We start from the raw sequence: 16,828 nt of genomic DNA, 5'->3' as shown, positions 1-16,828 counted from the left end.
AAGCAGGGGCGGATGGTGGCAGATGCCTTTCCCCAAACTCAATACTGGCCAACTCCGATCACGCTTAAAGAACAGAAAATCAGACGGTTCCTACATCTCCCAGACTCCTCCGCTGACAAAATCGCGGTGGTTATGTCTTTCACCTCCGAGCACAAGCCCGCCCTTGCCTGAAGCGATATCTCGTTAATAGCCAGCCCATCAGACAAATGTACGATGGTGCCAAACGTCCATTCCCCGCTATCTTGAACACTTGAGCGTCGCCATCAGAAAAAAACCGCTGGCCCCTGCGACGTCGGCCAACGGCTGTGTATGATTGAACGCTCCAGCAGGACGGCAATCCAAGGTATGGAGCGCCGGCGCCCGGACCGACACCGGGTGCGAACCCAAGCGGCCCGGTTCACCGTGCGTCGACTGCCCCGGAACAAGGATGTGACCCCCATGAAACCCATACCCCTGAGCGACAACTGGCCGGAGCAGGTCTGGAACGGCGCCCGCCAACGGCTCGACATCCCCCCCATCAACCTTGCCAACCTGGTGCCGCCCGGATTTCGCGCGGTGGTCATCGCCCCGCACCCCGGCGACGAAGTGCTGACCTGCGGCGGCCTGCTGCAGGTACTGGCCCACCACGGCCATCCGTTGCAACTGATTTCCGTCACCGACGGCAGCGCCAGCCACCCCGGCTCCGAGCTGTGGTCCGAGCGGCGCCTGAGCGTGTTCCGCCCCCAGGAAAGTGTCGAGGCCCTGCGCCGCCTGGGGTTGCCCCTGCACAGCCTGCAGTGGATTCGCGGCGGTTTTGCCGACAATGCGCTGCAGGAACACGAGCACCATCTGAGCCAGTTCATCGGCCGCTACCTGCGCCCCGATGACGTGGTGTTCAGCACCTGGCGCGAAGACGGCAACGACGACCACGACGCCGTCGGCCGCGCCAGCGCCAAGGCCGCGGCCCAGGCCGGCGTGGCATTCCACGAAGTGCCGGTGTGGGCCTGGCACTGGCCGGCGCGCGATGAACACCTGCTGCCCTGGCACCGCGCCCGCAAGCTGCGCCTCGACACCTGGACCGTGGCCCGCAAGCGCCATGCGGCGCATGCCTATGCCAGCCAGTTGCAGGGCGATCCGGGCATCGGCCTGGCCCCGACGCTGACACCGGTGGTGCTGGAGCGGCTGCGCCAGTCCTACGAAATCATTTTCATGTAGGGCTGCCCGCTGCAAGCAGGCCGGGAAAAACCCTGAACTGACCGACAAAGTGTCAGTCGCATGAGTAACCGCCCTGATTACGAGGAGTGAGCGTGAGCACCGATTCAACCAGGCGTCCGGTCACCTCGGCAGCGCCAGACAAAACCCCGGCGATCCATCGCCTGCGCATCCTGACCGTCAACACCCACAAGGGCTTCACCGCCCTGAATCGCCGTTTCATTCTCCCGGAGCTGCGTGACGCGGTCCGCAGCACCCAGGCCGACCTGGTGTTTCTCCAGGAAGTGCTGGGCGAGCACGACCGCCACGCCAGCCGCTACGGCAACTGGCCCCAGCAGTCGCAATACGAGTTTCTCGCCGACAGCATGTGGAGCGACTTCGCCTACGGGCGCAACGCGGTCTATCCCGATGGTCATCACGGCAACGCCCTGTTGTCGAAATACCCGATCCGCCAGTACCGCAACCTCGATGTCTCGATCACCGGCCCGGAACGCCGCGGGCTGTTGCATTGCGTGCTGGATGTACCGGGACATGCCGAAGTGCACGCGATCTGCGTGCACCTGAGCCTGCTGGAAAGCCATCGCCAGCTGCAACTGGCGCTGTTGTGCCAGTTGCTCGAGTCGCTGCCGGACGATGCGCCGGTGATCATCGCCGGCGACTTCAACGACTGGCAGTTGCATGGCAACGCCACCCTCGCCCGTCGCGACGACCTGCACGAAGCCTTCGAACGCCACCATGGCAGCCCGGCCAAGACCTACCCGGCACGCTGGCCGCTGCTGCGCCTGGACCGCATCTACCTGCGCAATGCCAGCAGCCACGCGCCGAAGATCCTCGGGCACAAGCCCTGGACTCACCTGTCGGATCACCTGCCGCTGGCGGTAGAAGTGCACCTCTGAATATCCGCCCGAAGAGTCGCCGTACACGGCCGGCGATTGCCATCCATACTCGACCACTCTCATTCCGACGCCGCCCGCAGCGTCGGGGCATCGCCGCCCTCGCCTTCCGGCCAGCGAGCTGGCCGAGGATTGATGCGGTACCTGTAGCAGGAAAATGACCGACTCGTCCGCCAAGGGCGAGTCGGTAGTTGGCTACCGGAAATCGCTTTTCCTCGCCTTCCTTGACGTTTTTCCGCACAAACAAGAACTTAGAGAAGCGCTTTTTTTCAGTCGGTTACAACACCTAAATCTCCTACGCCACTGGTCGGTCATTTTCTTGACGGCAGCCCTGTCGTCTCCTTAGCTACAGCTTACTACCCCCGGAAATACAACCAGGGGCACGCCTCGGATACCTGCTCTAGAGCGGGTCGCCGAGCCTTGCCTCAACGAACTCGGTCGCCCCTCATTCGGGGTAGGAGAGACGCCACAGCGAGACACGGCATGCGATTGCAAGGTAGCCCTCCATGAAAACTTCACTCACCCCACAAGAGATCAAGATCATTCTGTGCGCAGTTTCCGCTTCGGTATTGCTGTGCTCTTCCATGGAGGTACAAGCGTCCCCTGCCGAGGACGAGGCGCAGCTCTGGTATCGCCAGGACCTGCCCCTGAACCGTCTGTTGACACCCGCGCCATCCGCAACACCCATGCCAGCCAGCCAGCCCCCGGGCAACAGCCTGGGCATCGTGCAAGGCAGCCCGCAAGCCTGGGACCCGCTGTACGGGCCCGCGGCGCGGAAGACCGAAATCGGCTACCTCGGTTCGCGTTTTGCCAGCAGCATCAACGGCACGCCCGACGGCCCGGTGCTCTACACCCTGGAAAGCAGCAACGGGCATACCCAGCGCATCGGCCTGTTGGGCGGCCAGAGTCAGTTCCAGGCCAACGGCCAGGGCGTGCCCGGCGGTTTCAGCGACCCGCGTAACGACAGTTTCAATGTCCAGGGTCAAAGTCTTGGCGCGTTCTGGAGCCTGACCGGTCCGCAGGGCTGGCACGTCGATCTGTCGGCCAGCGGCGCCCGGGTCAGCGGCTTCAGCCGCACCGAGCAAGGCCAGCGGCAAGCCGCCGAAGGCAGCGCGGTGACCCTGTCGGTGCAAGGCGGGATTCCCATCGGCATCAGCGACAACTGGGTGGTCGAACCCCAGGCGCAATTGATCAACCAGCGTGTCAGCCTGGACAACCCGAATGCCGACAGCAGCACCCGCTCCGCCGGCAACCTGAACGCCTGGAGCGGCCGCGTCGGTGCCCACTTGCAAGGGCGTTATGACATCGCCGGGCACTCGGTGGAACCCTATGTGCGCACCAGCTTGTGGCACACGGTGTACAGCGGCGACGTGCTGACCCTGGACAAGGTCGACAAGATCAGCAGCAGCCGCAAGTCCTCCACGGTCGAGGTCGGCCTGGGCCTGGTGGCCAGGCTTACCCCCGTCGTCAGCCTGTATGTGAGTGCCGACTACAGCAGCGATGTGGACGATAACGACCTCAACGGGCTGATCGGCAGCCTGGGTGTGCGGATGCGCTGGTAAAAAACCTGCGTAGCCGCTGCCACAGGCTGCGATCGACGGCGCAGCCGACACAAAGGAGGCATCGGCAATACGCGTCGTCCGGTCGCGGGCTCGGCGAGCCCGATCGCAGCCTGCGGCAGCGGCTACGAGGATTGGATGTTCAGGGACAACCTGATGGTGTCTGGGCGGATGTCATCGCGAGCAAGCTCGCTACAGGATATATACCGCCCTTGTAGGAGCGAGCTTGCTCGCGATCCGCTGCGCGCAGCGGTCAGCCCTCGGGTTGCAGGATCAGCACCGCCAGCGGCGGCAGGTTCAACACCAGCGACAACGCCTGGCCGTGGCTCGGCTCATCCTCGGTGAAGGCCCCGCCACCGTTGCCATAGTTGGAACCGGCGTAGGTGCCGGAGTCGCTGTTGAGCAACTCGCCCCAACGCCCGGCGAACGGCACGCCGACCCGATAGGCCTGGCGCGGCACCGGGGTGAAGTTGGCCACCACCAGCAGCGGCTTGCCCTCCTTGCTCCAGCGCAGCCAGGCGTAGACGCTGTTGATCGCGTCGTCGCCGATCAGCCACTGGAAGCCCTGGGGCGCGTCGTCCTGGTCGTGCAGCGCCGGATGCTCGCGGTACAGCCGGTTGAGGTCGCCCACCAGTTTCTGCACGCCGCGGTGCTCGGGGTATTGCAGCAGGTACCAGTCCAGTTGCTGATCGTGATTCCATTCGCGCCACTGGCCGAACTCGCAGCCCATGAACAGCAGCTTCTTGCCCGGGTGGGTCCACATGAAACTCAGGTAGGCCCGCAGGTTGGCGAACTTCTGCCAGCGATCGCCGGGCATCTTGTCGATCAGCGAGCGTTTGCCGTGCACCACCTCGTCATGGGAGATCGGCAGGATGAAGCGCTCGGACCAGGCGTACACCAGGCCGAAACTCAGTTCGTTGTGATGATGGGCGCGGTACACCGGGTCCTGCTGGATGTAATGCAGCGAGTCGTGCATCCAGCCCATGTTCCATTTATAGGCGAACCCCAGGCCGCCCTGCTGGGTGCTCTGGCTGACGCCCGGCCAGGCCGTGGACTCCTCGGCGATCACCAGGGCGCCCGGCGCCTCGAGGGCCACCACGTCATTGAGGTGGCGTAAAAAGTCGATGGCTTCGAGGTTCTCGCGCCCACCATGGCGATTGGGCACCCACTCCCCGGCGTTGCGCGAATAGTCGCGATAGAGCATCGAGGCCACGGCATCCACCCGCAGGCCGTCGACATGGAAATGCTTGAGCCAGTGCAGCGCCGACGCCAGCATGAAACCGTGGACCTCGGTGCGCCCCAGGTTGTAGATCAGGGTGTCCCAGTCCTGGTGGAAACCTTCCAGCGGGTTGCCGTATTCGTACAGTGCGGTGCCGTCGAACTGCGCCAGGCCGTGGGCGTCGGTGGGAAAGTGCGCCGGCACCCAGTCGAGGATCACGCCGATGCCCGCCAGGTGGCAGGCGTTGACGAACGCCGCGAAATCGTCGGCGCTGCCGTAGCGGGCGCTCGGGGCGAACTGCGACAGCGGCTGATAGCCCCAGGAGCCGCCGAAGGGATGCTCCATGATCGGCATCAGCTCGATATGGGTGAACCCCAGGTTCTGCACATAGGGGATCAGGCGCTCGGCCAGTTCATGCCAGTCGTACTGGCGCGCCACCTCGCCCAGGTCGTCCACCTCGCATTGCCAGGAACCGGCATGCAGCTCGTAGATCGACAAGGGCGCATCCGCGCGCTGGCGTTCGCCACGGGCCTGCATCCAGTCGAGGTCCTGCCAGTCGATGCTCAGCGGGCTGGCGACTTTCGAGGCGGTATCCGGCGGCAGCTGGGTGGCCAGCGCCACCGGGTCGGACTTCAGCGGCAGGATGCCGTGGGCGCCGAGGATTTCATATTTGTAGGCTTCGCCCGGGCCCAGGCGCGGAACGAACAGTTCCCAGACCCCGGACGGATGACGCAGGCGCATCGGGTGCCGCCGCCCGTCCCAGACGTTGAAGTCGCCGACCACCGAGACCCGCCGGGCATTCGGCGCCCAGACCGCGAAGCGCACGCCATCGACGCCATCCACGGTTTGCAGCTGCGCGCCGAGGCAGCTACCGAGGTCGCGGTGGTTGCCCTCGGCGAACAGGTACAGGTCCATCTCCCCGAGCAACGGGCCAAAGCTGTAAGGGTCTTCGCCGATGTGCTCGCCACCGGCCCATTGCGTGCGCAGCAGATAGGGCTGGGCCTGGGCAAAATGCCCGACGAACAGCCCCGGCACCTCGGTGCCCTCCAGGTTGCCCAGCAGCGTCACGCCATCGCGGGCCAGCACCTGCACACTCAGGGCGCCCGGCAGGAAGGCCCGAATGAATTGGCCACCGGCGTCGTCGCCATGGGGGCCGAGTACGGCAAAGGGATCCTGGTGCTCGGCGCGCACCAGCGCCTCGACATCCCGGGCGTCGGGCATTGCCTGTTTGACCTCACCCTGTTCCTTGTTCGAGAAACTCATGACTGCTCTCCAGCACTTTTTGTATCGGAAAAGGGTTTCACATCACTCGACCTTCATATCGCTTAGCAGCGCATCCAGCCCCCGCAGCGGCACCGCGAGCCAGGCCGGACGGTTTTCCGCTTCATACGCCACTTCGTAGGCTGCTTTCTCCAGGCTGAACAAGGCCAGCGCGGCGTCCTCGCCGTTTTTTTCCTGCCAGGCATGAGCAAGACTAGCTGCCGCCAGCCGGTACGCCTGGACAAACGACTCGCGGGCTTCGTGCAGATAGCGCTCGGCGACCCGCTGCCGGGCCGCCAGGGTGTGGGCCGAGGCGTCGAGGCTCTGGCCGCTGAGGGCCAGCGCCGCGGCATAGTCGAAGGAGCGCAGCACGCCGCTGACGTCCTTGTACGGGCTGTGCTTGCCTCGGCGCTCGTCCAGCGGCCGCGCCGGTTCGCCCTCGAAATCGATCAGGTAGGCATCGCCCTTGATCACCAGCACCTGGCCCAGGTGCAGGTCGCCGTGGACCCGCATGCGCAGACCGCCGACCGCCTGTTTCGCCAGGCCCTGGATATGCGCCAGGATCGCCTTCTTGTGCCGGGTCCATGACGCCACGCGCTGTTGATCCTCGGCCGCCAGCCCGGACTGATGCTGCTTGAGCACGTGCAAGGCCCGTTCCAGCTGGGCGCCGATCTGCTTTGCCCAAGCCTGGGCATCCTTGTCCGTGCTCGGCCGCGCGCGGAAATCCGGGTTGGCGGTCGGCGCCGCGAGGACCTGGTGCATTTCCCCCAGGCGCTGGCCGAGCATGCCGGCAAAGTCGCGCAGCTCGCCCAGGGCGTTGTAATGCTGGTCCTGCTCGGACATGGCGTCGGCCAGTTCGTCGCGGATCGCCCGCTCCAGGTTGTTCTGGGTCCACTCCCAGGCGTCGCCCTGGTTGCTCAGGTAACCCTGGGCGATCATCAGCAGGCTGTCCTCGCCCCGCCCGTCCCGGCGAATCACCGAACCGAGCAAGGGTGAAATGTGCTGGAAGCCGGCGGCGGTCAGGTAAGCGCCCATCTCCAGTTCCGGATGCACGCCGCTGGCCACCTTGCGGATCAGCTTGAGCACCAGGCTGGCGCCGATCACCACCGAGCTGTTGGACTGCTCGGCGGACAGGTAGCGCACCTCGGATTCCGCGCCCAGGCCGAGCGCGGCCAGTTGCTCCGTGGCCTCGAAGCGGATCTCGCCCTCGCCACAGGGCAGCACGGTGTGCGCCTGGATTGCCTGCAGGACATTGAGCACAAAACTTTCCAGGGCGAAGGCGTCGGTGATCAGCCCCACCTGGCGACCACGGCGGACCCGGGCCAGGGCCAGTTGCTGCGGCAGCGCGGCGCCGATCTGCTCTTCGGCGAGCAGGCCGAACGGCAGTTGGTAGCGCCCGCTCTGGCCGCCGCCGCTGACCTCCAGCTCACTGAGCAACACCGGATGCTGCGGATCGCCGAAGCGCACGCCGTAGGCGATATGCACCTGTTCGATGGTGCTGTCCTTGCCGGCGAACCAGCGGCGCTTGGGCAGCCAGGTCGGCAGCGAGCTCTGCTCCAGGATGGTGCGCGATGGCGCTTCGAGCAATTCCTCGAGGCGTTTTTTCAATACCAGGGTGGTGAAGTCCGGCATGCTCTGGGCCGGCTCCACATGCCAGCTCGGCATCTGGTTTTCCGCCGCCAGGACGAACCAGTAGAAACCGTAGGGCGCCAGGGTCAGGAGGAAATTCAACTGGCCGATCGGTGGGAAGGCGTTCCCGCCGAGCATCTCCACCGGCACCATGCCGGCGAACACCGACAGGTCCAGCTCCGCCGCCTGGGCGCTGCGCGACACGTTGGCCACGCAGAGGATGATTTCGTGCTTGCCGTCGGGCCCGGTGTATTCACGGGTGTAGGCCAGGATCCGGCGGTTGCTCGGCGACAGCATCTTCAGGCTGCCGCGGCCGAAGGCCTTGGACTGTTTGCGGATCGCCAGCATGCGTCGGGTCCAGTTGAGCAGCGAATGGGGGTCGCCGGCCTGGGTCTCGACATTCACCGACTGGTAGCCGTACAGCGGGTCCATGATCGGCGGCAACACCAGGCTCGCCGGGTCGGCCCGGGAGAAGCCGCCGTTGCGGTCGATGGACCATTGCATCGGCGTGCGCACGCCATCGCGGTCGCCCAGGTAGATGTTGTCGCCCATGCCGATCTCGTCGCCGTAATACAGGGTCGGCGTGCCGGGCATCGACAGCAGCAGGCTGTTGAGCAGTTCCACGCGGCGCCGGTCGCGCTCCATCAGCGGCGCCAGGCGCCGGCGAATCCCCAGGTTGATCCGCGCGCGACGGTCGGCGGCGTAGTAGTTCCACAGGTAGTCGCGCTCGCGGTCGGTGACCATCTCCAGGGTCAGCTCATCGTGGTTGCGCAGGAAGATCGCCCACTGGCAGTTGGCGGGAATCTCCGGGGTCTGGCGCAGGATGTCGGTGATCGGGAAGCGGTCTTCCTGGGCCAGCGCCATGTACATGCGCGGCATCAGCGGAAAGTGGAAGGCCATGTGGCACTCGTCGCCGTCATTGCCCTTCACATCACCAAAGTACAGCTGAGTGTCTTCCGGCCACTGGTTGGCCTCGGCCAGCAGCATGCGGTCCGGGTAGTTGGCATCGATCTCGGCGCGGATCCGCTTGAGCACAGCGTGGGTCTCGGGCAGGTTCTCGTTGTGGGTGCCGTCGCGCTCGATCAGGTAGGGAATGGCGTCCAGGCGCAGGCCGTCGATGCCCATGTCCAGCCAATAGCGCATCACCGACAGCACCGCCTTCATCACCTGCGGGTTGTCGAAGTTGAGGTCCGGCTGGTGGGAATAGAAGCGGTGCCAGAAGTACTGGCCGGCCACCGGGTCCCAGGTCCAGTTGGATTTCTCGGTATCGAGAAAGATGATCCGCGTGCCGCCGTACTTCTGATCGTCATCGGACCACACATAAAAATCCCGCGCCTTGGAGCCGGCCTTGGCCTTGCGCGCCCGCTGGAACCAGGGGTGCTGGTCCGAGGTGTGGTTGATGACCAGTTCGGTGATCACCCGCAGCCCACGCTTGTGGGCCTCGGCGATAAACCACCGGGCATCGGCCAGGGTCCCGTAGTCCGGACTGACGCCGCGGTATTCGGCGATGTCGTAGCCGTCGTCGCGGCGCGGCGAGGGATAGAACGGCAGCAGCCAGATGGTGTTCACACCCAGGTCGGCGATGTAGTCGAGCTTGGCGATCAACCCGGGAAAATCGCCGATCCCGTCGTTGTTGGAGTCGAAATAGGATTTGACGTGAACCTGATAGATCACCGCGTCCTTGTACCAGAGCGGGTCCTTGATGAAGGTGGCTGACCTGGTTTTCTTCGCCATGGGTAACTCCTGAAAATTCATTGGTCCGTGGCTGTGTCACTGCCCTGTAGCCGCTGCCGAGCCTGCGAGGCTGCGCCAAGGCCCGCAGGGTCTTCGACGGCCCCAAGAGCGCGTCCCGTTCCGGGCCGATCGCAGCCTGCGGCAGCGGCTACACCGATCGCACCTGTAGCCGCTGCCGAGCCCGCGAGGCTGCGCCAAGGCCCGCAGGGCCTTCAACGGCCCCAAGAGCGCGTCCCGTTCCGGGCCGATCGCAGCCTGCGGCAGCGGCTACACCGATCGCACTTGTAGCCGCTGCCGGGCCTGCGAGGCTGCGCCAAGGCCCGCTGGGTCTTACGGCCCCAAGAGCGCGTCCCGTTCCGGGCCGATCGCAGCCTGCGGCAGCGGCTACACCGATCGCACCTGTAGCCGCTGCCGAGCCTGCGAGGCTGCGCCAAGGCCCGCAGGGTCTTCAACGGCCCCAAGAGCGCGTCCCGTTCCGGGCCGATCGCAGCCTGCGGCAGCGGCTACACCGATCGCACTTGTAGCCGCTGCCGGGCCCGCGAGGCTGCGATAAGGCCCGCAGGGCCTTCGAGGCCGCCCGGAACACGTCCCGTTGCGGGCCGTCCGCAAAATCAGGCAACGCTGATGCGCCAGATGCCGAACGGTTGCTGCCAGGGTTCGATCCGCATGAACTGGGTCTTGCCGTACCAGGTCCAGCGGTGGCCGTTCATCAGGTCCTCGCCCTGGGTCTGCGCATCGTCGGGCAGGCCCAGTTCCCACAGCGGCAATTCGAAATGCGCCTCCTGGGCATTGAACGGGTCGAGGCTGACCGCCACCAGGATGAAGTTGCTGAGGTCGGCGGTGCGCTTGCCGAAATACAGGATGTTGTCGTTCCAGGCGTTGTAGACCTGCAGGCCCAGGTGGGTATGCAGCGCCGGGTTCTGCCGGCGGATGCGGTTGAGCTGGGCGATCTCGGCAATGATGTTGCCGGGGGCGCTGAAGTCCCGGGGGCGGATCTCGTACTTCTCCGAATCGAGGTATTCCTCCCGCCCCGGGACCGGCGCCGCCTCGCACAGTTCGAACCCCGAATACATGCCCCACAGGCCCGAGCCCATGGCGGCCAGCGCGGCGCGGATGAGAAACCCCGGGCGCCCCGAGTCATGGAGAAAGAACGGGTTGATGTCCGGCGTGTTGACGAAAAAGTTCGGCCGGTAGCACTCGCGCCACGGCGACTGGTTGAGTTCGGTGAAGTAAGTCGCCAGTTCGCGCTTGGTGTTGCGCCAGGTGAAGTAGGTGTAGCTCTGGGAATAACCGACCTTGCCCAGGCGCGCCATCATCGCCGGCGTGGTGAAGGCCTCGGCGAGGAAGATCACCTCCGGGTACCGCGCCCGCACATCGGCGATCAGCCACTGCCAGAACGGCAGTGGCTTGGTATGGGGGTTGTCCACGCGAAAGATCTTCACCCCCTCCTCGACCCAGCCGACCACGATGTCGCGCAGCTCCAGCCACAGGCTGGGGATGGCCTCGATGGCATAGAAGTCGACGTTGACGATGTCCTGGTATTTCTTCGGCGGGTTCTCGGCGTATTTGATGCTGCCGTCCGGGCGCCAGTTGAACCAGCCCGGATGCTGCTTGAGCCAGGGATGGTCCTGGGAACACTGGATGGCGAAATCCAGGGCGATCTCCAGGCCGTGCTCGGCGGCAGCCGCCACCAGGCGGCGGAAATCCTCGCGGCTGCCGAGCTGCGGGTGGATCGCCTCGTGGCCGCCCTCTTCGCTGCCGATCGCATAGGGGCTGCCCGGCTCGTCGGGGCCGGCGGTCAGTGAGTTGTTGCGGCCCTTGCGGAAGCTGCGGCCGATGGGATGGATCGGCGGGAAGTACAGCACGTCGAAGCCCATGTCATGGATCATCGCCAGGCGCGAATGCACATCGTCGAAAGTGCCGTGCCGGGCTGGATCGTCGGTGATCGAGCGGGGAAACAGCTCGTACCAGCTGGCGAACTGCGCGCGTTCGCGTTCCACGTCCAGCGGGTATTCCGGGCTCAGGCTCAGGTAGGGACGGTGGTCGGCCTCGGCCATCAGCCGTGCACTGCGTTCGTGCAGGAACAGCGCCACCTGCTCGGCTTCGAGCAGCGTCGCCAGCTCATGGTGCAGCGCCAGCAACTGTTCGCGCAGCGGCCCTTCGCTGCGCTCGGCGGCTTGCAGCACATGGCTGCGGCCCTCCTGCAATTCGAGGCTGACCGCGATGCCGGCCTGGTGTTTCTTCTGCAGGTCGTAGCAGAAGCTGGCGAACTGATCGATCCAGGCTTCGATGCAATACAGGTAGCGCCCCTGGCTGGGCACGCTGAACCGGCCTTCCCAGCCGTTGTTGCCGACATCCTCCATGGTTTCGCTGTGCCAGTAGCCGTCGGCTTCGGCGCACCAGCGGACGCGCACGGCCAGCTTGTCGTGGCCATCGACGAACACCTTGCTGCTGACGTTCACCACCTGCCCCACCACCGCCTTGACCGCGAACTGGCCACCGTCGATCAGCGGCCGGGTGTCCTCGATGACGATACGGGGCAGCAGCAAGGCCTGCGACAGGGGCAGGTTCGGGTTGTATTGCAGTTCGGTCGGTCTTTTTTCGGCAGTCATCGAGCATCACCCCTCACGCCCCATGGACGCTCTGTTGCTGGTCTATTCCGGCGCGGCGCCCACCCTTGGGAGCGGCCCCCCTGGGCCGGCAACGGCCCGCGCGGATCAGCGAAGCACTTAGGTTCCGAGACACCAGGGCCGGGAAAGTTCACCCGGATGTGCCTCCCTTCGCGCCGGGAATCAAATCGCAGGATCGCGGGTCCACCTTGGGAGACGGCGTAAAACCAAGCACAAAGGAGGCCATGCCGATGGGTATCCCGATCCCTGCGCAAACACCCGATCCGAACATCGATCGCCCGATCTTGCCACCGGTCTTGCCACCAACAGGGCCGCAACCGGTGCCCGAAGAAGAGCCACCAGAAACAACCCCGCCGCCCAAGGAGGACCCGCCGAGCGATCCGGCGCCGGTCATCGCTTCGAGTCACAGCATTACGCCCAAACCATGACAAGCGTAGACAATCGATTGTCCGTCGACGCCGTCGCCACCCCGCGGCGGGCATTCCGTCGTTGCTGGCGGCGGGCGTGCCCGTGACGCCTTCAGGGCGCTCCTCCGGGCGGATCCTCGTCGCCTTCCAGCTTGCGCACTATCCAGGGCATCACGCTGAAGACCGCCAGCGCCAGCAAGGTGCTGAGCACCGCCGTGGCTTCGCGGCCAACGCCCACCGAAACGCCGATTGCCGCGGTCATCCAGAGTCCCGCTGCGGTGGTCAGGCCCTTGACGTGCCCCTCCTCGTCCTGCTTGCCCTTGAGGATGGTGCCCGCGCCGAGAAAACCGATACCGGCGATCACCCCCTGCACCACCCGGCTCATGGCATCGGCCTGGGAACCGGACATCTGCGGCACCAGCACGAACAGCGCCGCCCCCAGCGCCACCAGCATATGGGTGCGCACCCCGGCGGCCTTGCCCTTGTGCTCACGCTCGAAACCGAGAATGCCGCCCAGCAGCGCGGCGATCAGCAGGCGCACGGTGATCTGGGTGAGTTGCCGGGCATCGCCGATGTCGGCGAACTCCGCTTGCAGGGTGACCCAGACTTCATTCCACCAGGCGTTCATGCGCAGATCCTTTTCCGTTCGGCTTCTTGTTGACGGGCGGGCGACGAGCTTGGCGAGGCGGCCCTCGTTAATGAGAGGACAGCGGCGCCAGGCAAAAGGTGCGATCTGCCGGCGGACGACCATTGATCGGTCGGGCAGAACCCCGGGCGGCAGCCGGGCCCTAAAGACCCTACCCACCGCATAACAGGATTCGACCATGAGCCTGCGCATCGAAAACCAGACCTGCCACTTCGACACCGAAACCCTTCACGCCCGCCTGCCGGCCAGCGCCGTGACCGTGGTCACCGACGCGGCCAAGTCGATGTCGGCGGTCGACCTCGAAGGACAACGCATCTACCTCACCGAAGCAGAAGCCGACGCATTGACCGTAGCAGGCGCCATCGACGGCCGGCGCCATCTGCACGCCACCGACAGTGATTCGGTGATTTGACTGATCTGCATCACAGCGCCCGGCGCAGGCCTGTGCCAAGCGCCGCTGGCGCCGGAGACCGGGCGCTTTACCGGGTATGGCAAGTTGTCGCAGGGCGGCCCTGCGCGGCCATCTGATCTGCTTTTTATTGCGATACCTGAGCCTGTTATGCAAACAGATCGCTGGGCATAGTTCACCGGCCTGATGGAGGCTGATGAGCGAACGACCATGAGCGAAAGAATCCCCGTCCGATTAGTAGAAACATTCGAGCCTGCGCGCCCTGCGACGAAGGCCAAGTCCAGCGACAACCTGATCCACACCCGTAGCTTCACCGGCTTGTTCCGCACCCTGCGCATGAGCGGCGCGGGGTTCCTGTTCCTGCTGTTCTTCGGCACCGTGTGGCTGAACTGGGGCGGCCGCCAGGCGGTGCTCTGGGACCTGGCGCAGAGCAAGTTCCATATCTTCGGCGCCACCTTCTGGCCGCAGGATTTCATCCTGCTCTCGGCCCTGCTGATCATCTGCGCCTTCGGCCTGTTCGCCATCACCGTGTTCGCCGGCCGCGTCTGGTGCGGCTACACCTGCCCGCAGAGCTCCTGGACCTGGCTGTTCATGTGGTGCGAGAAAATCACCGAGGGCGAACGCAACCAGCGTATCAAGCTGCAAGCCGCGCCCTGGAACCTGAACAAGCTGATCCGCCGTTCGGCCAAGCACACCCTGTGGCTGGCCATCAGCCTGCTCACCGGGCTGACCTTCGTCGGTTACTTCACCCCGATCCGGCCGCTGGCCGAGGAGCTGCTGACCCTGCAGATCGGCGGCGTCAGCCTGTTCTGGGTGCTGTTCTTCACTGGCGCCACCTACCTCAACGCCGGCTGGCTGCGCGAGGCGGTGTGCATGCACATGTGCCCTTATGCGCGGTTCCAGAGCGTGATGTTCGACAAGGACACCCTGACCATCTCCTACGATCCGGCCCGCGGCGAAATCCGCGGCCCGCGCAAACGCGGCGTGAAACCGGCCGATATCGGCCTCGGCGACTGCATCGACTGCCAGCTGTGCGTGCAGGTCTGCCCGACCGGCATCGACATCCGCGACGGCCTGCAGATGGAATGCATTGGCTGCGCCGCCTGCATCGACGCCTGCGATTCGATCATGGACAAGATGGGTTATGCCCGGGGCCTGATCAGCTACACCTCGGAGCACCAGTTGCAGGGTGGCAAGACCCACCTGCTGCGCCCGCGCCTGATCGGCTACAGCACGGTGCTGCTGGTGATGATCGGCGCCCTGGCCCTGGCGCTGGTGGAGCGGCCGATGGTGTCGCTGGACGTCAGCAAGGACCGTGGCCTGTTCCGCGAAAACAGCCTGGGCCAGATCGAGAACATCTACAGCCTGAAGATCATCAACAAGACCCAGCAACGCCAGGATTACCGCCTGCAACTGGTGGACGGCGACGGCTTCGAGCTGCAGGGCAAGCGTGAAATCAGCCTGGCCGCAGGCGAGATCGTCGACCTGCCGGTGTCAGTGGCGATGATCGCCGACCAGCCGCAGAGCAGTTCCCAGGAGCTGAGTTTCAAGGTGGTCGACGCCGACCAGCCACAGATCTACAGCGTGGCCAAAAGCCGGTTTGTTGCACCCTTGAACCGTTGATCCCTTAGACTGGGCGCCGCTTTGCGGCTATCGCGAGCACGCTCGCGCCTACAGGCGCGCATGGGTCCTTGTAGGAGCGAGCGTGCTCGCGATGCATCGCTCAGCCACCGCAGCCTCCAACCCGAGCCGCCCCATGAAACGCTACGAAAAATTCGCCGACGACATCGCAGAACTGATCCGCTCCGGGGTACTCGGCCCCGGCCAGCGCGTACCTTCGGTACGTTATGCCAGCCAGACCTATGGGGTCAGCCCGTCCACGGTATTCCAGGCCTATTACCTGCTGGAACGGCGCGGCCTGATCCGCGCCCGGCCGCGCTCCGGCTACTTCGTCAACACCCATGCGCCCAGCCCGTTCTCGGAGCCGGTGATCAGCAGCCAGGTCAACGAGTCCACCGAGGTCGATGTCAGCGAACTGGTGTTCTCGGTGCTGGACTCGATCAAGGACCCGACCACCGTGCCGTTCGGCTCGGCCTTTCCCAGCCCGACCCTGTTCCCGCTGCAACGCCTGTCGCGCTCCCTGGCCAGCGCCAGCCGCGAGATGGACCCGCGCGTGGTGGTCACCGACATGTCGCCGGGCAACCCGCAACTGCGCCGGCAGATCGCCCTGCGCTACATGGTCGGCGGGCTGATGCTGCCCATGGAGGAACTGCTGATCACCAACGGCGCCCTGGAAGCCCTGAACCTGTGCCTGCAGGCGGTGACCGAACCGGGCGACCTGGTGGCCATCGAGGCCCCGGCCTTCTACGCCAGCCTGCAAGTGCTGGAGCGCCTGAAACTCAAGGCGGTGGAAATCCCCGTGCACCCGCGGGACGGCATCGACCTGGGGGTGCTGGCGCAGACCCTGGAACGGCACCCGATCAAGGCCTGCTGGTGCATGACCAGCTTCCAGAACCCCATGGGCGCGACCATGCCCGAGGCGAAGAAGCAGGAACTGGTGGAATTGTTGCGCAGCCATCAGGTGCCGCTGATCGAGGACGACGTCTACGCCGAGCTGTATTACGGCCAGCAGGCGCCGAAACCGGCCAAGGCCTTCGACACCGAGGGCCTGGTGATGCATTGCGGTTCGTTCGCCAAGAGCCTGGCCCCGGGTTATCGCATTGGCTGGGTCGCCGCCGGGCGTTACGCGCAGAAGATCGAACGGCTGAAACTGATGACCTCGCTGTGCGCCTCGATGCCGGCCCAGGCGGCCATCGCCGACTACCTGCAACACGGCGGCTACGACCGCCACCTGCGCAAACTGCGCTACGCCCTGGAAGAACAGCAAAGCGCCATGCTCGCCGCCATCGCCCGCTATTTCCCGGCGCAGACCCGGGTCAGCCAGCCGGCCGGCGGCTACTTCCTGTGGCTGGAACTGCCGGCGCAGATGGACTCGTTGAAGCTGTTCCAGATGGCCCTGGCTCAGGGCATCAGCATCGCCCCGGGACCGATCTTCTCGCCGACCCAGCGCTTTCGAAACTGCATCCGCCTCAACTACGGCAGCCCGTGGAACGAAGCGGCGGAAAAGGCCATGGAAACCCTGGGCAGGATCGTGCGGTCGTTCTGAAGCCGGGCCGGTGTGGAACCTGTAGCCGCTGCCGAGCGCAGCGAGGCTGCGATCGGCAGCGCAGCGGCCGTAAACCCTGAGTCCG

General features: G+C 65.3%; 11 protein-coding genes. 7 read left to right on the top strand and 4 right to left on the bottom strand.

What is annotated here, in order from left to right:
- Window positions 1-438 precede the first annotated feature (438 nt).
- The 3 genes from IF690_RS14245 (at window position 439) to IF690_RS14235 (ending at window position 3,646) form a co-directional block, all read left to right on the top strand.
- A complete protein-coding gene (locus IF690_RS14245) occupies window positions 439-1,194 on the top strand; it encodes a PIG-L deacetylase family protein (protein ID WP_202701137.1) in 756 nt (251 codons plus the stop codon).
- A 92-nt stretch (window positions 1,195-1,286) separates the two neighbouring features.
- The gene (locus IF690_RS14240) at window positions 1,287-2,087 is read left to right on the top strand and encodes an endonuclease/exonuclease/phosphatase family protein (RefSeq protein WP_202701135.1); all 801 of its coding nucleotides are present in this window, start codon (window positions 1,287-1,289) and stop codon (window positions 2,085-2,087) included.
- A 503-nt stretch (window positions 2,088-2,590) separates the two neighbouring features.
- Window positions 2,591-3,646: an autotransporter domain-containing protein gene (locus tag IF690_RS14235; RefSeq protein ID WP_202701133.1), complete on the top strand. Its 1,056-nt coding sequence runs from the start codon at window positions 2,591-2,593 to the stop codon at window positions 3,644-3,646.
- Between the two features lie 250 nt (window positions 3,647-3,896).
- Here the strand turns inward: IF690_RS14235 and glgB are convergent, their stop codons facing one another.
- The 3 genes from glgB to IF690_RS14220 form a co-directional block, all read right to left on the bottom strand.
- Window positions 3,897-6,125, bottom strand: a complete 2,229-nt coding sequence (glgB, locus tag IF690_RS14230) for a 1,4-alpha-glucan branching protein GlgB (protein WP_202701131.1) — start codon at window positions 6,123-6,125, stop codon at window positions 3,897-3,899.
- 42 nt (window positions 6,126-6,167) lie between these two features.
- Window positions 6,168-9,485, bottom strand: a complete 3,318-nt coding sequence (gene treS, locus IF690_RS14225) for a maltose alpha-D-glucosyltransferase (protein WP_202701129.1) — start codon at window positions 9,483-9,485, stop codon at window positions 6,168-6,170.
- Between the two features lie 611 nt (window positions 9,486-10,096).
- Window positions 10,097-12,097 (bottom strand): alpha-1,4-glucan--maltose-1-phosphate maltosyltransferase, encoded by a 2,001-nt coding sequence (locus tag IF690_RS14220; RefSeq protein ID WP_202701127.1) that lies wholly within the window; start codon window positions 12,095-12,097, stop codon window positions 10,097-10,099.
- Between the two features lie 248 nt (window positions 12,098-12,345).
- Between IF690_RS14220 and IF690_RS28945 the strand changes: the two genes are divergently transcribed.
- Window positions 12,346-12,543: a hypothetical protein gene (locus IF690_RS28945; RefSeq protein WP_215729801.1), complete on the top strand. Its 198-nt coding sequence runs from the start codon at window positions 12,346-12,348 to the stop codon at window positions 12,541-12,543.
- Between the two features lie 91 nt (window positions 12,544-12,634).
- Here the strand turns inward: IF690_RS28945 and IF690_RS14215 are convergent, their stop codons facing one another.
- Entirely contained in the window at window positions 12,635-13,150 is a 516-nt protein-coding gene (locus IF690_RS14215) for an MgtC/SapB family protein (protein ID WP_202701126.1), read from the bottom strand.
- 196 nt (window positions 13,151-13,346) lie between these two features.
- Here IF690_RS14215 and IF690_RS14210 point away from each other — a divergent pair, with 196 nt between their 5' ends.
- The 3 genes from IF690_RS14210 (at window position 13,347) to mapR (ending at window position 16,743) form a co-directional block, all read left to right on the top strand.
- Window positions 13,347-13,580 carry a DUF3203 family protein gene (locus tag IF690_RS14210; protein ID WP_202701125.1) on the top strand — a complete coding sequence of 78 codons (234 nt, stop codon included), beginning with the start codon at window positions 13,347-13,349 and terminating at the stop codon, window positions 13,578-13,580.
- 207 nt (window positions 13,581-13,787) lie between these two features.
- Complete coding sequence (gene ccoG, locus IF690_RS14205) at window positions 13,788-15,200, top strand: cytochrome c oxidase accessory protein CcoG (protein WP_202701123.1); 1,413 nt, start codon at window positions 13,788-13,790, stop codon at window positions 15,198-15,200.
- 133 nt (window positions 15,201-15,333) lie between these two features.
- Window positions 15,334-16,743: a GntR family transcriptional regulator MpaR gene (mapR, locus tag IF690_RS14200; RefSeq protein WP_009048808.1), complete on the top strand. Its 1,410-nt coding sequence runs from the start codon at window positions 15,334-15,336 to the stop codon at window positions 16,741-16,743.
- The last annotated feature ends 85 nt before the right edge of the window (window positions 16,744-16,828 follow it).

Origin of the sequence: Pseudomonas sp. SK3(2021) (genome assembly GCF_016772375.1) — a bacterium.
GTDB lineage: Bacteria > Pseudomonadota > Gammaproteobacteria > Pseudomonadales > Pseudomonadaceae > Aquipseudomonas > Aquipseudomonas chlororaphis_I.
Note: the sequence above shows the minus strand (reverse complement) of the source record. Positions and strands in the feature narration are given on the sequence as shown.

What these genes read in the sequence shown, in the direction of transcription:
- IF690_RS14245 (WP_202701137.1), top strand. Translation starts at nt 439, where the DNA reads ATGAAACCCATACCCCTGAGCGACAACTGGCCGGAGCAGGTCTGGAAC.
- IF690_RS14235 (WP_202701133.1), top strand. Translation starts at nt 2,591, where the DNA reads ATGAAAACTTCACTCACCCCACAAGAGATCAAGATCATTCTGTGCGCA.
- glgB (WP_202701131.1), bottom strand. Translation starts at nt 6,125, where the DNA reads ATGAGTTTCTCGAACAAGGAACAGGGTGAGGTCAAACAGGCAATGCCC.
- treS (WP_202701129.1), bottom strand. Translation starts at nt 9,485, where the DNA reads ATGGCGAAGAAAACCAGGTCAGCCACCTTCATCAAGGACCCGCTCTGG.
- IF690_RS14220 (WP_202701127.1), bottom strand. Translation starts at nt 12,097, where the DNA reads ATGACTGCCGAAAAAAGACCGACCGAACTGCAATACAACCCGAACCTG.
- IF690_RS28945 (WP_215729801.1), top strand. Translation starts at nt 12,346, where the DNA reads ATGGGTATCCCGATCCCTGCGCAAACACCCGATCCGAACATCGATCGC.
- IF690_RS14215 (WP_202701126.1), bottom strand. Translation starts at nt 13,150, where the DNA reads ATGAACGCCTGGTGGAATGAAGTCTGGGTCACCCTGCAAGCGGAGTTC.
- IF690_RS14210 (WP_202701125.1), top strand. Translation starts at nt 13,347, where the DNA reads ATGAGCCTGCGCATCGAAAACCAGACCTGCCACTTCGACACCGAAACC.
- ccoG (WP_202701123.1), top strand. Translation starts at nt 13,788, where the DNA reads ATGAGCGAAAGAATCCCCGTCCGATTAGTAGAAACATTCGAGCCTGCG.
- mapR (WP_009048808.1), top strand. Translation starts at nt 15,334, where the DNA reads ATGAAACGCTACGAAAAATTCGCCGACGACATCGCAGAACTGATCCGC.